Source organism: Acinetobacter sp. V116_7 (genome assembly GCF_056735735.1).
In genome coordinates this window covers 663,422-678,578 of the sequence record NZ_JBWZIF010000028.1, presented here as the reverse complement: position 1 = coordinate 678,578, position 15,157 = coordinate 663,422, and the positions used below count along the sequence as shown (strand labels likewise).

Sequence of the window (15,157 nt, the reverse complement as noted above, 5' to 3'; positions counted from 1 at the left end):
GTACGATGAAAATGTACTTGTTATCTTTGGCTGTAGGGTTGCTCGTTGGTGTCTTATATTACGTTTTAAATGTTAAGTCACCAGCTCCACCTCTTGTTGCATTAGTCGGTTTATTAGGCATGGTAATAGGAGAGCAACTCCTTCCTTTTATCAAATCCTATTTTTAATCCGTTTCATTCAAAAAAGCTAAATGGTGTCGTGCCATTTAGCTTTTTATATTAATAAGTATCTTCAATTATTTTATACGACGACCTTGATCATCAATGATTACTTCACCATCTTCTTTTGCAAAATAGCCTAAGTTTTTTGAATCTAAAATGTCGAGCACCACTTCAGAAGGGCGGCAAAGTCGTGTGCCTTTTGGTGTAATAACGAATGGGCGATTAATTAAAATTGGGTACTGAACCATAAAATCAATTAACTGCTCATCGGTCCAGTTGTCTTGTTCTATCTCTAAATCTTTATATGGGTCAACATTTTTACGAATGGCTTTACGTACAGTTAAGTTTGAATCCTTAATGAGTTGAATCAATTCATCTTTACTCGGTGGTGTTTTTAAATATTCAATAATACTGGGTTCAATCCCAGCATGACGAATAAGTGCCAATGTATTTCGCGAGGTTCCGCAAGCAGGGTTATGGTAAATCTTCACTAACTCAGTCATGGTAAATTCAGGGTCGAATTAAGATATTGCATTTATATATGGATATCCGTATATTTGCAATAACGAATATATTCTGTTGAAGATATGATCAACCAAGTCGATTTCTTTAAATGTCTATCTGACCAAACTCGGTTAAAAATTCTTAAATTAGTTCTAAATAAACAAAATATTTGTGTCTGTGAGCTAACTGAACAACTGGATTTGAGCCAACCTAAAATTTCCAGACATTTAGCTTTACTGCGTACCCACGGTATTTTACTAGACACGCGGCAAGGGCAATGGGTGTATTACAGTGTCAACCCTGATTTACCAAGTTGGGCCGTTGAAGTTTTGAAAATTATAGGAAACCAAGATGAAAGTTTAGTGAATCAATCATCTTCACAGTTTTCGTCAATTTCTACTTATTGTGAGTAAAAACATGAAATTTTTATTTTTATGCACTGGAAACAGTTGCCGTAGCATTTTGTCAGAAGTTTTATTTAACAGTCGTGCACCAAAAGGTTGGAAAGCTTACAGCGCTGGCAGTAAACCATCAGGGCAGGTACATCCACTCACGCTCGAAACGCTTGAAAATTTAGGTCTTTCAACAGAAGGCTTATGGAGTAAAAATATTGATGATTGTGAACAATATCAACCAGATGTTGTGATTACAGTTTGTGATGCTGCTGCTCAAGAAGCATGTCCACTTTATTTAGGTGGCGCAATCAAAGCACATTGGGGACTGAGTGACCCATCACATCTTGATTTGCCAAAAGAAGAAAAACTCAAAGCTTTTCAAGATATAGTGAATCATATTAATCGTCGTTTAGATGCCTTGTTTGCTTTAGATGTGGCACATTTAAATCGGTCACATTTGATTGCTGAGATTAATAAAATCTCTAATATTGAGTAAGAGAGCCGAGATGACTAAGCAAAAGCTTTCTTTTTTAGACCGGAACCTAACGCTATGGATTTTTATTGCCATGGGTTTAGGTGTGGCAATAGGTGTTTTTTTCCCTCAGGCCTCGGTTTCTTTGAATCAGATGAGTGTGGATAACGTTAATATTCCAATCGCAATCGGCTTAATTTTAATGATGTATCCGCCTTTAGCAAAGGTAGATTATGCTGCGTTACCAGAAGTATTTAAAGATAAGAAAACCTTAACTTTATCGTTGGTACAGAACTGGATTATTGCTCCAGTTTTAATGTTTATCCTTGCGATTGTTTTCTTACATAGCTATCCAGAGTATATGACTGGCCTTATTTTGATTGGCTTGGCACGTTGTATTGCAATGGTATTGGTCTGGAATGGCTTGGCTTGTGGCGATAACCAATATGTCGCAGCGTTGGTTGCTTTTAACAGCATTTTCCAAATTCTGTTCTTTAGCACTTATGCATGGTTATTCTTAACCTTTTTGCCACCGTATTTTGGTGTGGCAGGGCAAGTCATTGATGTGAATTTTTGGACTATTATACATGCGGTTTTGGTGTACTTGGGTATTCCATTTTTAATGGGATTTTTAACTCGTTTGATTTTAGTCAAGTCGAAAGGTTTGCAATGGTATCAAACTAAATTTTTACCAAAAATCAGCCCGATTAGTTTAATTGCTTTACTTTTTACCATTGTGGCTATGTTTAGTCTAAAAGGTGGTGATGTGGTGAGCTTACCTTTAGATGTATTACGTATTGCGATTCCACTTACGATTTACTTTGTGGTGATGTTCTTCATTAGCTTCTTTATGAGTAAACGTATGGGGAATAACTACTCACGTACCACTGCCATTTCCTTTACCGCTGCGGGTAACAACTTTGAGCTCGCGTTAGCCGTTGCCATTGCAACATTTGGTTTAGCGTCACCTGTAGCATTTACCACAGTGATAGGACCATTGGTTGAAGTACCTGTGCTGATTTCATTGGTTTCAGTTTCGCTTTGGTTAAAGAAAAAGTATTACGCTTAAGAGATATAACAAAATTTATTTGATCAAAGTTTTATTAAAGTGCCTTTAGACAGGCACTTTTTTATTGTCTCGTTATTCACATTCAAGTCATCGTTGGTAATAGTTTTTGCAGTAGTTCAATGAAGTTTGAAACTTTCACTGAATTTTCATTTTCTCGTGTAATCAAGTAAATAGGAGCATTCATTTTTATAGAGTCATCAAACTCGCGATATACAATTTCATGTTCCCAAAAGTTATGCATTGAGGCTGGCACAATCGTTATACCAATTCCAGCAGCGACTAAATTTAACGTTGCAGTAGGTCGAGGCGCTTCTTGAATAATGCGTGGACTAAAACCTGCTTGATAGCAACTATATAAAATATTGTCATATAAACCTTGTCCTGAAGAACGACGGTATAAAACAAAATTTTCATCTGATAAGTCATTTGAGCTAATTTTTTCTTTTTGTGTAAGTGGGTGGCCCATAGGTAATGCCGCTACCATTGGCTCATCTAATATATGAAGATGCTTTAGCCCAATATCACGGCTAATCGGTGCTCTTAAAAAAGCGATATCAAGTTTCTCTGAGATTAATCGATCTAATTGTTTTTGGCTGCCTGCTTCTTCAAGTTTGGTTAGTACCTTTGGATATATTTCTCGATATGACCGCAATACGAGTGAAATGAGCGGATGCAAACCTGCGGAACTTGTAAAACCAATATTGAGTTGTCCAGTTTTACCTTGGCTAACATCTTGGACTAATTTTGGAATATGTTTGGCATGTTCTAATAAAAGTTGTGCTTCTTTAAATAAGGCTAAACCCGCTTCAGTCGGTTCAATGCCACGAGGCTGGCGAATAAGTAACTGTGTACCGAGTTCTTCTTCAAGCTTTTTGAGTAAACGCGTCAAAGGCGGCTGTTGAATAAATAATCGGTTTGCTGCATGCGTGATATTTTTTTCTTCTACCACCACGACAAAGGCATGAAGCTTATGTAAATCTAGCATAGGAATACCTTTAGGGTATGGTTAGTGAAAATAAAAGCATTTGTAGATATATCATAAAAGTAGCATTCTATCTTGGTCAGATAAAGTGAAAAGTAACGAAAATGAACCATGTTGAGATTGCTGTGCAGAAGGAGACCGTACCGACTTGCACAGAACTGTTTTTAGGTTTTTTAACATTAGGTTTAATCGGATTTGGTGGTGTATTACCTTTGGCTCGTAAAGTTGTTGTAGAGCAACGACAGTGGCTAAGTCCTGAAAAATTCACTGAGTTACTGGGTCTGTGTCAATTTTTACCGGGCGGCAATATCATTAATTTATCTGTTGCGATTGGCATGGAGTTTCGCGGTGTCCGTGGTGCGGTGAGTTCACTGATTGGCTTGATCCTTGCGCCTACGATAATTGTTGTACTTTTACATTATGTCTATGAGCAGTTCCAAGACAACCTTATGGTTAAGCATCTTTTTGAAGGGTTAGGAGCAGCAGCAGCTGGGCTTCTGGTGGCAACTGGCTTAAAAATGTTGAAACCATTATTACGTAACCCAATAGCGATGTGTGTTGTTGTGGCAGCAATTGTTAGCATTGCTTTTCTAAAAATCTCCTTGCTTTTGACCATGCTGATTTTGTTGGCATTTTATTCAGCCATAATTTGGAGACGTGTGTAATGGGTGCAGTTCTACTTACTTTAGCGATCATTTTTACTCAATTGTCTCTTATTGCATTTGGTGGAGGGAATACAATTTTGCCCGAAATGCAACGTCAAGTCGTTGATATTCATCACTGGATGACGGCACAAGAATTCAGTGCATTATTCGCCATGGCTCAAGCTGCACCCGGTCCAAATATGATGATTGTACCATTGGTGGGATGGCATGTAGCAGGGTTGTCAGGTCTACTTGTAACGTCTACCGCTAAATTTTTACCTTCATCTCTTATTACTGTATTTGTGATGAGAGGCTGGTCAAAATTTAAAGATAAAAAATGGAGACGTGTTTTACAGCTTGCTTTACAACCTGTCACTGTGGGAACTGTACTTGCTAGTGCTTGGATTATTTCTGAGGCAGCGGCAATAAATACGTTACTCATTATTATGGTAGTCATTGCAACTTTATTGTCTTTAATTAAAAAAGTTCATCCCTTGCATGTCTTGATTGCTGGGGCGTTATTTGGTGTGGTCTTACTCTAGTTTAACCAGTTTGCCGACCTGCGCTGGATGAGTTCAGGTTGGCTTTTTTTTGATTTAAGTAAATAATAAAATCTAAAAAACCGATTAAATCTATAAAAACATACTGTTTCACCTATTTTGTGTTTTAACGTACTATGCATCTATTGAAAGAATTTGGATGCATTGGAGTAAAAACAGATGTTAGATCAAAACATTAAAACTCAATTAAAAGCTTACTTAGAACGTTTAGAAAGTCCAATCGAATTAGTTGCTGCTTTAGATGAGTCAGATAAAGCGGCTCAAATTAAAGAATTAGTGACAGAAATCGCTGAGCTTTCTGACAAAGTGACTGCCCGTTTTGATGGCAACAATACACGTCGTCCAAGCTTTGGTGTGGCTAAAGCAGGTGAACAACCTCGTGTGTTCTTTGCTGGCTTGCCAATGGGCCATGAGTTTACATCTTTGATCTTGGCTCTGTTACAAGTGTCTGGCTATGCACCTAAAGTGTCAAATGAAGTGCTTAACCAGATTAAAGGTTTAAACCTCAAAGCCAACTTTGATGTGTTCGTCTCTTTAAGCTGTCATAACTGTCCGGATGTGGTACAGGCGCTTAACCTGATCGCGATTTATAACCCGAACACAACAGCAACCATGATTGATGGCTCTTTCTTCCAAGACGAAGTAGAACAACGCAAAATCATGGCTGTACCAATGGTATTCCAAGACAATGAACACATTGGTCAAGGTCGTATGACCCTTGAAGAGATTGTGGCGAAACTCGACACCAACTCAGCTGAAAAAGATGCAGCAGCACTCAATGCCAAAGATGCGTTTGATGTATTGGTGATTGGTGGTGGACCTGCGGGCGCAACAGCAGCAATCTATGCAGCACGTAAAGGTATTAACACAGGTATCGTAGCTGAACGCTTCGGTGGTCAGGTGATGGATACCATGGACATTGAAAACTTCACGTCTGTGCAAAAGACTCAAGGTCCTAAGTTTGCTGCCGAGATGGAAGCACACGTTCGTGAATATGATGTCGATATCATGAACTTGCAACGTGTTAGTAAAATCACAGGTGCAAACCAAACGATAAATGGTCTGGTTGAAGTTGAACTTGAAAACGGTGCAAAACTTGAATCGAAAACAGTGATCCTTTCAACAGGTGCACGTTGGAGAGAAATGAATGTACCGGGTGAGCAAGAATACCGTACCCGTGGTGTCGCGTACTGCCCACACTGTGATGGTCCATTATTTAAAGGCAAACGTGTTGCGGTGATTGGTGGTGGTAACTCAGGTGTTGAAGCTGCGATTGACCTTGCTGGGATTGTTGAGCATGTAACTTTGGTTGAGTTCGATACAAAACTACGTGCTGACCAAGTGTTGCAAAACAAACTGCATAGCCTGCCAAACACAACGGTGATTATGAATGCGTTAAGTACAGAAGTGTTAGGCGACGGATCACAAGTGACTGGTCTTAAATATAAAGACCGTGCCACTGATGAAGAGCATGTGGTAGAGCTTGCAGGGATCTTTGTACAGATTGGTTTACTGCCAAATACTGACTTCTTAAAAGACAGTGAAGTTGAGTTAACCAACCGTGGTGAGATCATTGTGAATGACCGCAACGAAACCAATGTCAAAGGTGTATTTGCTGCGGGTGACTGTACGACTGTGCCTTACAAGCAAATTATTATTGCCACAGGTGAAGGCGCTAAAGCATCACTCTCTGCGTTTGATTACATTATTCGTTCTGGGCAGTAATATTTAGTTCCAAAACGAAAGAGCCAAAGGGTAACCTTTGGCTCTTTTAATTTTATGGTTTATATAAACCGTGTTCGACTAAATGCTCTCGTAAAATACGACGTAATTCTAATACCGCTTGTGGTGTGAGCTGGATTGAATGACCACCCGGAAGAACTTTCTCAGATTTTGCACCTTCTAGGTGAGCGCTCTTATAAGGAACAATACCATCGGTAATCACATTTGGATCATCACTTTTGGTAATGTTACCCATAATAGAGTGGAAGACTAATCCTTGGTGCGGATTAATATTTTCTGTAAGTTCCATAAATTTAGATTGATGGCTTAAGTCACTTGGTCCATTTTGAATTAGACCATTATCAATATTACTCAAGAAATCTTTAACATCTAAATTTTCAGTGGTGAGTGAAGTGGCTACAGCCGACAAAAATGCACCCGGTAAACGAATAATTTTACGTGCAGCTAACGTAAACCAACGATCCGCATAATCTGTGCCTCGATGAGGAGAAGCTAAGAAAATTGCACGATCAAAATTATTGATTGAATGCATTTGCAATCGCTCAGTAACCATTGGATGTTTCTTAAAGCGGTTTTGCTGGCGAATTGTCATCAAATCTAAAGCAGGCTTGGTAATATCGCCATCACTGACCAGTAAACGGCTAATAATACCTCCCATACTATGGCCCACAAGAACAGCATCATGTGCAGCAGGGTCACTAGGGTTCAACGAACCAAAAGCTTGCTTAAGAAGGGCATAAGTTTGGAAACGGCTTTCCAAAATCGGCATATTGGTTGAATAAAAAACTTGCCAAACTTGATAGTTATCTCTTAAAACCGTGTCACCCATAACATCATTGGTCAAAGCAATCCACGCCTCAGGACTACTTGCTAGCCCATGAACCAACACAATAATTTTCTTATTGGGGTTGTAGGGTTCAAGCATATAGAGATGAGGCATGGTCAAGTGCTGGTCACGATCAATCAGGCTTAAATAAGCTGCCACTCCTAAGTTATTTTCTGCCAGCCATAGACCATAAGGTGCAGAGAAGTTGGCTGCTAGAGGGTATTGCTTACCAGCGACATTAATATTATCTGTGCGATAAGGGTCGTAAACGCGAATCACGAATTCAGAATTATTAATAATTTCTTCAACAGTGGTCGCATGTTTTGGTTCAGCGACAATAGTTGCAGCCAAATAACGTGCATGATGAATATTGGGGTTAACACCATTTTTATAATTGTATTTAAGCGGGTCTAGAATATATTCATTAATATCTTCTTTTCCTGAACTAGGAAAAACCGCTACAAATTCAGAGCCAAAACCATCGCGGCGGTTAATAGTTCTTAATCCTGAAAAATTTAAATTATAACTAGAAATTAACTTTTCTAATTTTTGTCCAGCAAGTTGCTGGTGAAATTCAAAATCAATCGAATAGACACTTTTACCAATATGTATTTGAGGTTCTACGACATCTTTTTTGGGATAGCGTAAATCATAAACGCTCACCATTTTTGCTATAGCCTGATTGTAAAAGTCCCGAATCTGAACTTGTCTATTATCAAAAATACGGTCGGTAGGCTTACGTTTTGTTGAAAATAGATAGGCGTAGCTATAACGAATACTTTTATCGAGTAAATTTAATTGTTGGTCTAAGCAATCATCATATTTATTCTGAATATTGGTTTGTTCTTCTTCGGACTTGTGTTTAGTAAACCTACTAATTTTACAATCCGAGGAATCTGACAAAGCCATTGCTTTTGCCAGATACATTTCACTTGCAGCTGATAAAAACTGTTCATCTAAAATTTGAGGAAGTTTTTTGAGTTGATTTACACAGTTATCAGGTGTGTCAGTGCAGACTTTAGCTTCCTGACCAGACATTGATAAAACATTCAGACTTGCTTCGCTGAGTTTATCTTGCGTAAGAATACTATTACGTTCATTTGCAATAGTCACATTCAAAGCTTGCTGTTTAACATTAACGACCTGACAACCACTCAGAATTGAACCGAGTAGCATGACCGTCAATACTGTTTTGCTTCTTTTTATTGAAAACATTATGGTCAAAATTTAGTGGCTCAATGGTAGGTAGATCATACAAATTTTAAAATATTTTTCAAATGATCAAATAAAAAAAAGGGCTGTCAAAACAGCCCTTTTTTATCTATTTAAGCTTATTTTTTAGGTGCTGCACTTGGTGTTGTAGTTGCAGACATTGCAGGGTTAGTCAAAACTTGCCATACATTCCAACGACCTTGTTTTTCAATCTCTTGAATTAGACGATCAGCAATTTCCGATTCATCTGGATATTTCACTTTATAATTTTTAAGTGTCTGAATCGCGTTTTTCTTTTGCTCCATTGCAATATAGTTGTTTGCAGCAGCTAGATACGCTTCTTGAACATTACCTTTAATGGCTTTATCTAAGTAAGGAATAGCTTCGCGTTGACCACCACCTTCAGATAAACCGAAACCAAACCAGAAGTTCGTTTCTGCATCATCTGGGCTAATTTTTAAAAGTCTTTGAGCATATTCTAAAGATCTAGTGGTATGAACAGTACCTAAATCAAGATTACGTGCAAGAACACTTGCTTTGAAAGCACGAAGCAAAATATCAAATGATGCATTTGGGTTTGCAGCAAGTGTATCAAGTTGTTGTGTTACTTCTTTAAGTTTACTTTCAAAGCCTTTACGTTCTTGGCGATCAGTAAAACGAGGTGGGTAGTGACGAGCTTTGCCTTCTACTAACTGTAAAAAGTCATCAATACTTGTAACATCAATTTCATTTTCACCAGCTAAAACTGCGTATTTCATTGAACGCTGTGAATTATTTACAGTCGGAACAATCAGTTTGTTGACGTCGAGAGTAAGCTGTTTAGTTGGGTCATCTTGACGATTAACGACCATTTTGGTTACTGGCTGTGCAGCAGCGTCTTTTAAGGCAACTTCAAATGCTGGCGGTTGATCGTAGTTAAAAGGATTTAACGCATAAAAAGGAGGAGTAAGCTCTGGTTCCTTGAAAACAAAAGGCTCAATTTTTTGTTGTTTTACAGGTGCCATTGTACAAGCTGTTAAACTTGAGGTCGCAAGGATGATATATGCCAAAGGCTTAAAATTCATAGGATCTTCCGTTCATTTTAGTAAAGTCAGATTTGGTAGTGACAAGTCTAGAAAAAGCTATACCGACATGCAAGGGTAAGCGTGTTACATTATGAATCAAGAATATTACGTTTTTGATATCTTGTTTTGTGCACCACATTCACGACGCACTTCTTCAAGAATTTTTAGCTCTTCATCACTAAAAGGTTGTTCATCTTGACTTTCTTTTTCGAAGCTAGGATCTAGCTCTGATAAACGCTGACATAAATTATTCATACGCGTTTCATTGTGCTGAATACGATCAAGTAAAACACGCATGCCTTCTAAAATAGGGTCCGACTGATCAGCAGTTGTTGCATATGGGGCAAAACCAATACTTTGTGCATAATCGCGGCGACGTTCTTCATCTTTATCTTTAGTTTTGTCGGCATCTTTATAGATATAGCGAGCAGGGTTTCCTACAGCAGTCACTCCAGCAGGAACAGCTTTGGTCACTACAGCATTCGAACCGACTTTGGCACCTTTACCCACAGTAAATGGACCCAAGATTTTCGCACCAGCACCAACAACAACACCGTCTTCTAAAGTTGGATGGCGTTTACCAGTTTTCCATGTGGTACCACCTAAGGTGACCCCATGATAAAGCGTAACATCATCACCAATTTCAGCAGTTTCACCAATCACAACACCCATGCCATGATCAATAAAAAAACGCTTACCGATTTTAGCGCCAGGATGAATTTCAATTCCAGTTGCAAAACGACTAAATGAAGAAAGTAGGCGAGCTGCACCTTTACAGTCTTTTTGCCATAGTTCATGCGCAACACGATGCATCATAATTGCATGAATACCTGGGTAAGTTGTGAGAACTTCAAGTGTATTGCGGGCAGCAGGATCTCGCGCAAATACAGCTTTTATATCTTCTTTAAGCTGCTTAAGCATTGGGTTGATCCTCCTTGTCAGATAATGCTTTTTTCCATTTACCACTTGTTAAAGCTTGTACGCGACTAAAAATACCGCGAAGTAAATGATATTCCATACGATCTAATTGTATACGACCAAATAAACGACGCAAGCGTAAAGGTAATAAACGTGGATTTTCTGGATCTAAAAATTCGATTTCGGTCAGCATTTTTTCTAGATGAGGATAAAACTCTTCCATTTGTTGCTGAGTCACCAAAGGTTCATCCCATTGCATGCTTTGGCCTTGCACTAATGGCATTTCATCTACATTCTGATCGACTTGCTCTTGCTCGAGAGCAGACATGCGAAGTTCGTAACATACAACTTGAATCGCTTGCGCAACATTCAACACGCCATAGTCCGGATTGACAGGAATGGTTAAATGATAATTTGCCAGTGCTAATTCTTCATTTGTTAAGCCACGGTCTTCACGGCCAAAAACAATAGCAATTTGTTGTCCTTGAGTGGTTGCCTTAATGGCTTCTTTAGCCGCGGGTCTCACATCAAGTAAAGGCCAAGGAATGGTGCGACTACGTGCACTTGTTCCAAATACTAAATGACAATCTTTAATCGCATCTTCTAAGGTGTCTACAATCTCAAGATGTTCAAATAAATCTTGAGCACCAGCGGCAAGTGCTTGTATATCTGGATGAGGATATGTTTTTGGTGCTACGAGAACTAATTTAATTAGTCCCATTGTCTTCATGGCACGTAAAGCACTACCAATATTGGCAGGCAAAGTCGTATTTACCATGACAATACGCACTTGTGCTAATTGTTTTGACACGGTGGTGTGGTCAAACGAACTCATAAGATTTCCAGAAATTACGAATATTGAGAAACTTCGCTTTGGTATAAATCCAATGCATCGTCCATAGACATACCCGCAGGAGGAGGGGCAACAGCATGTGGACGAACAGGGTCTGCTGCTTTAGCTGCTTTCGACTTTACTTGATATTCAATATAAATATTATCTTTACCAAAATAATCTCTGAGTTTAGCAAGTAATTCATCTAGAGGAGCGACTTTCCATTGCGGACCAAACTGAAGCTCGGCTTGAGCATAGGGTTGATCAATCTGTAACTGTAGAGTGATATGTTGATGCATATCTACATTGCAAAATGGCAAGATCATGTTTTGCAGATCTTTTGCCAGTGTTGGCTGCATGAACTCTTCTGTCAATTTGATTTGAATACTGTTAGCACGTTTTTGCCTTATTTCATTTAACGTGAAAGCCTTGGTTAAACGTCCCATTGGACGATCAAAGCCTTCTCGCTCATAGATTTCGCCTTCGAAAACTACAACACGTTCAACTTGCACAATATCTTTAAAGCGTTGGAAGCGCTCATGGTTACAGCTGACTTCAATACGTGCCGTACCATCATCAAGTACAATAACCACACGGTTCGGGAAGTTTGCGACATCAATAACTAAACCTGCATAAACCGTCGTAACACCACGACGCGTCGCAGTAATTTCATTTAGTTTTACTGGAATAAAAGCTTTGAGTTCTTGTCGGTAAACATCAATTGGATGACCCGTTAAATATAAACCAAGCGTGTCTTTTTCGCCTTTAAGACGAACTTCGTCACTCCATGGTTTTACTGGTTTAGCTGGCTTACGCTGAACTTCTTCAACCTCACCAAATAAATCCATAATTCCGCTTTCACGGTTACTGCGTGCTTGTTCAGCGGCTTGAACAGCCTCTGGCAATTGTGCCATTAAGCTTGCACGTTCAATTCCTAAGCAATCGAGTGCACCCGCGCGAATTAAAGCTTCAAGAGTACGCTTATTGATTTTTTTCAAATCAATACGATGGCAAAAATCGAATAGATCTGTATAAGGACCAAATTGTCGACGAGAGTCAATAACTGACTGCATTGCTTGTTCGCCGACGCCCTTAATTGCACCTAAACCATAAACAATCGTTTTATCGTTACTTGCATGGAAGTGATAAGTCGACATGTTGACTGATGGTGGTAAGACTTCAAGATTATTGTTTCGACAGTCATCAATCAAAAATACAACACTGTCTGTGTTTTGCATTTCCGATGTCATTACCGCTGCCATAAACTCAGCAGGATAGTGAGCTTTTAACCATGCAGTATGGTAGGCAACTAGGGCATAAGCAGCCGCGTGAGATTTGTTAAAACCATAGCCTGCAAACTTTTCCATATAGTCAAAGATATGGTTTGCTGTGCTTTCGTCAATCCCTTTTTCAGCAGCACCTTCTAAGAAGATTTGGCGCTGTTTGACCATTTCCTCAGGTTTCTTTTTACCCATTGCACGGCGTAGTAAGTCTGCGCCACCTAACGTATAACCTGCACAGATCTGCGCAGTCTGCATTACCTGTTCCTGATAAACCATAATCCCGTAAGTTGGTTCTAATACACCTTCTAAAAGAGGATGAAGATATTCAAAATCTCCACCATGCATACGGTGAATAAAGTCAGGAATCAGGTCCATTGGACCCGGACGATACAAGGATACGAATGCAATAATTTCTTCAAATTTGCTTGGACGTGCTTCTTTAAGCATCCGTTTCATGCCGACGGATTCAAACTGGAATACCGCTGTTGTATTTGCATCGGCAAAGACAGAATAGGCTTTAGCGTCGTCTAGAGGAACATGCAAGATATTGAGTTGATCATTACTGTCGCGGTTTTTATTAATATTTTGAATCGCGTCTTCAATAACGGTTAAGTTACGCAAACCCAAGAAGTCGAACTTGACCAGACCCGCTGCTTCTACATCGTCTTTATCATATTGAGCAACACGGTTTGTTCCATCTGCATCACAAAGTACAGCCGAGAAATCGGTAATTTTACCTGGCGCAATTACTACACCTCCGGCATGTTTACCGGTATTTCGGGTTACACCTTCTAATTTTAATGCCATTTCCCAGATTTCGCTTGCATCGTCGTTATCTGGGTTAGATGGGTTGGTCACAATATCTTTAAGCTGTGGTTCCATATCAATAGCGGTAGCTAAATCCACACCGAGCGGTTTGGTAGGTACCATTTTTGAAATACGGTCAGCTAAACCGTAAGATTTACCCAATACGCGCGCAACGTCACGGATTGCACCTTTTGCTGCCATGGTTCCGAAAGTTGCAATTTGTGAAACGGCTTCGCGACCATAAGTACGCGATACATAATCAATAACGCGGTCACGTCCAGCAATACAGAAATCGACGTCGAAGTCAGGCATCGATACACGTTCTGGGTTTAAGAAACGTTCGAAGAGTAGATCGTAACGAAGTGGGTCAAGGTCGGTAATTTTTAAGCTGTATGCGACTAATGAACCTGCACCTGAACCACGACCTGGCCCAACTGGCACACCATTATTTTTTGCCCATTGAATGAAGTCCATGACGATGAGGAAGTAGCCGGGGAAACCCATCTTCAGGATAATACCGACTTCATAATCAATTCGTTCATCGTAAGGCTTACGAATCTCTGGCCAATCTTCACCACGCTTTTCAACAGGGTAAAGATAATTTAAGCGCTCTTCCAAACCTACTTTAGATAAATGTTCAAAATAAGTGTCGATGGTAAAACCATCTGGAATTGGATAGTCAGGTAAAAAGTAAGTACCGAGTTGCAGTTTAACGTTACAGCGTTTAGCAATATGATAGGTGTTCTCGATAGCACTAGGAATATCGGAAAACAATTCGATCATTTCATCTGAGGTTTTAAAGTGCTGCTCAGGACTATATATGCGTGGACGGCGATTATCTGCGAGTACATAACCATCAGCGATACAAACACGTGCTTCGTGTGCTTCGAAATCTTCTTTTTCTACAAAGTGCACATCATTATGTGCAACTACACCAACATTATATTGTGCAGCAAGTTTAGCTGCTTCTTGAATAAAGTCTTCTTCACCAGGACGGTCGGTACGTGTTAAAGCAAGATAAACACGGTTACCAAACTTTTCGAGCCATGCTTCTAAAAGGGGAGCTGCTTTTTGCGGGTTAGATGAACAAAGCATCTGACCAACATCACTATGCTGCCCAAGTAAAACGATAATATCTTGATGCTGTTCAAGTACCCATTCTTTTTTTACACATGGAATACTGAGCTGTTGTCCTTCAATAAAACCGCGTGAAACGATTTCAGTGAGACTTTTCCACCCAACATCACTCATTGCAAGTAATGTTGCACGATGTTGAGCATCATCAAGGCGAATCGTACTACCTAAAAGAGGCTTAATACCTTTTTTTAAACAAGCATTATAAAATTTTACCGCCGCATGGAGGTTAGAGAGGTCAGTTAATGCCAACGCAGGCATTTGGTCTTTAACCGCAGCATTGACCAAGTCAGGTATGCGAACTATCGACTCTGTAATCGAAAATTCTGTATAAATACCTAGATGAACAAACTGCATAAACCAATCCTTAATGCGACCGAAGCATAGTTTAACACGCAAAGTTAAAAGGAAATGGTTAATATTTTGGCAAACTGTTAAGGATTTTATTATTTAAGAAGAATGAGTTGAACATCTATTGTACAGTTTTAATATAAAAGACATTATTTTTATAAAATATGACCAGCTCAAACACCAAGGTTTGAGCTGGTTGA

14 protein-coding genes are annotated in these 15,157 nt (G+C 39.3%); 7 read left to right on the top strand and 7 right to left on the bottom strand.

The window, feature by feature from the left end:
* The first annotated feature begins 5 nt into the window (after positions 1 to 5).
* On the top strand, positions 6 to 167 hold the full coding sequence (locus tag AC1PJP_RS17190) for a DUF1427 family protein (protein WP_000784879.1): 162 nt from the start codon (positions 6 to 8) through the stop codon (positions 165 to 167).
* A 68-nt stretch (positions 168 to 235) separates the two neighbouring features.
* Here the strand turns inward: AC1PJP_RS17190 and arsC are convergent, their stop codons facing one another.
* Positions 236 to 664: an arsenate reductase (glutaredoxin) gene (arsC, locus tag AC1PJP_RS17185; protein WP_479767827.1), complete on the bottom strand. Its 429-nt coding sequence runs from the start codon at positions 662 to 664 to the stop codon at positions 236 to 238.
* A gap of 84 nt (positions 665 to 748) precedes the next feature.
* Here arsC and AC1PJP_RS17180 point away from each other — a divergent pair, with 84 nt between their 5' ends.
* The 3 genes from AC1PJP_RS17180 to arsB are packed head-to-tail and all read left to right on the top strand — an operon-like array spanning position 749 to position 2,601.
* Complete coding sequence (locus tag AC1PJP_RS17180; protein ID WP_322903565.1) at positions 749 to 1,078, top strand: metalloregulator ArsR/SmtB family transcription factor; 330 nt, start codon at positions 749 to 751, stop codon at positions 1,076 to 1,078.
* 4 nt (positions 1,079 to 1,082) lie between these two features.
* A complete protein-coding gene (locus AC1PJP_RS17175; protein WP_479767825.1) occupies positions 1,083 to 1,556 on the top strand; it encodes an arsenate reductase ArsC in 474 nt (157 codons plus the stop codon).
* A gap of 10 nt (positions 1,557 to 1,566) precedes the next feature.
* Positions 1,567 to 2,601, top strand: a complete 1,035-nt coding sequence (gene arsB / locus AC1PJP_RS17170; RefSeq protein WP_479767824.1) for an ACR3 family arsenite efflux transporter — start codon at positions 1,567 to 1,569, stop codon at positions 2,599 to 2,601.
* Between the two features lie 82 nt (positions 2,602 to 2,683).
* Here arsB and AC1PJP_RS17165 read toward each other — a convergent pair whose 3' ends face one another.
* Positions 2,684 to 3,586: a LysR family transcriptional regulator gene (locus AC1PJP_RS17165; RefSeq protein ID WP_479767822.1), complete on the bottom strand. Its 903-nt coding sequence runs from the start codon at positions 3,584 to 3,586 to the stop codon at positions 2,684 to 2,686.
* A gap of 101 nt (positions 3,587 to 3,687) precedes the next feature.
* On the opposite strand from AC1PJP_RS17165, the gene AC1PJP_RS17160 reads away from it, so the two are divergent.
* The 3 genes from AC1PJP_RS17160 to ahpF all read left to right on the top strand — a co-directional run bounded on the left by AC1PJP_RS17160 (position 3,688) and on the right by ahpF (position 6,512).
* On the top strand, positions 3,688 to 4,248 hold the full coding sequence (locus AC1PJP_RS17160; protein WP_191000235.1) for a chromate transporter: 561 nt from the start codon (positions 3,688 to 3,690) through the stop codon (positions 4,246 to 4,248).
* The gene (locus AC1PJP_RS17155) at positions 4,248 to 4,769 is read left to right on the top strand and encodes a chromate transporter (RefSeq protein ID WP_479767819.1); all 522 of its coding nucleotides are present in this window, start codon (positions 4,248 to 4,250) and stop codon (positions 4,767 to 4,769) included. The genes AC1PJP_RS17160 and AC1PJP_RS17155 overlap by 1 nt, the downstream gene beginning before the upstream one ends.
* A gap of 177 nt (positions 4,770 to 4,946) precedes the next feature.
* On the top strand, positions 4,947 to 6,512 hold the full coding sequence (gene ahpF, locus AC1PJP_RS17150) for an alkyl hydroperoxide reductase subunit F (protein WP_151822023.1): 1,566 nt from the start codon (positions 4,947 to 4,949) through the stop codon (positions 6,510 to 6,512).
* Between the two features lie 52 nt (positions 6,513 to 6,564).
* Here the strand turns inward: ahpF and AC1PJP_RS17145 are convergent, their stop codons facing one another.
* The 5 genes from AC1PJP_RS17145 to dnaE form a co-directional block, all read right to left on the bottom strand.
* Entirely contained in the window at positions 6,565 to 8,571 is a 2,007-nt protein-coding gene (locus AC1PJP_RS17145; RefSeq protein ID WP_107880137.1) for an esterase/lipase family protein, read from the bottom strand.
* Between the two features lie 116 nt (positions 8,572 to 8,687).
* The gene (locus AC1PJP_RS17140) at positions 8,688 to 9,632 is read right to left on the bottom strand and encodes an ABUW_2363 family tetratricopeptide repeat lipoprotein (RefSeq protein WP_479767817.1); all 945 of its coding nucleotides are present in this window, start codon (positions 9,630 to 9,632) and stop codon (positions 8,688 to 8,690) included.
* A gap of 105 nt (positions 9,633 to 9,737) precedes the next feature.
* On the bottom strand, positions 9,738 to 10,553 hold the full coding sequence (gene cysE / locus AC1PJP_RS17135) for a serine O-acetyltransferase (RefSeq protein ID WP_440207156.1): 816 nt from the start codon (positions 10,551 to 10,553) through the stop codon (positions 9,738 to 9,740).
* On the bottom strand, positions 10,546 to 11,385 hold the full coding sequence (locus AC1PJP_RS17130) for an RNA methyltransferase (protein WP_013198154.1): 840 nt from the start codon (positions 11,383 to 11,385) through the stop codon (positions 10,546 to 10,548). Before AC1PJP_RS17130 ends, cysE begins: the two co-directional genes overlap by 8 nt.
* Before the next feature lie 14 nt (positions 11,386 to 11,399).
* A complete protein-coding gene (gene dnaE / locus AC1PJP_RS17125; protein ID WP_199942218.1) occupies positions 11,400 to 14,963 on the bottom strand; it encodes a DNA polymerase III subunit alpha in 3,564 nt (1,187 codons plus the stop codon).
* Positions 14,964 to 15,157: the final 194 nt, after the last annotated feature.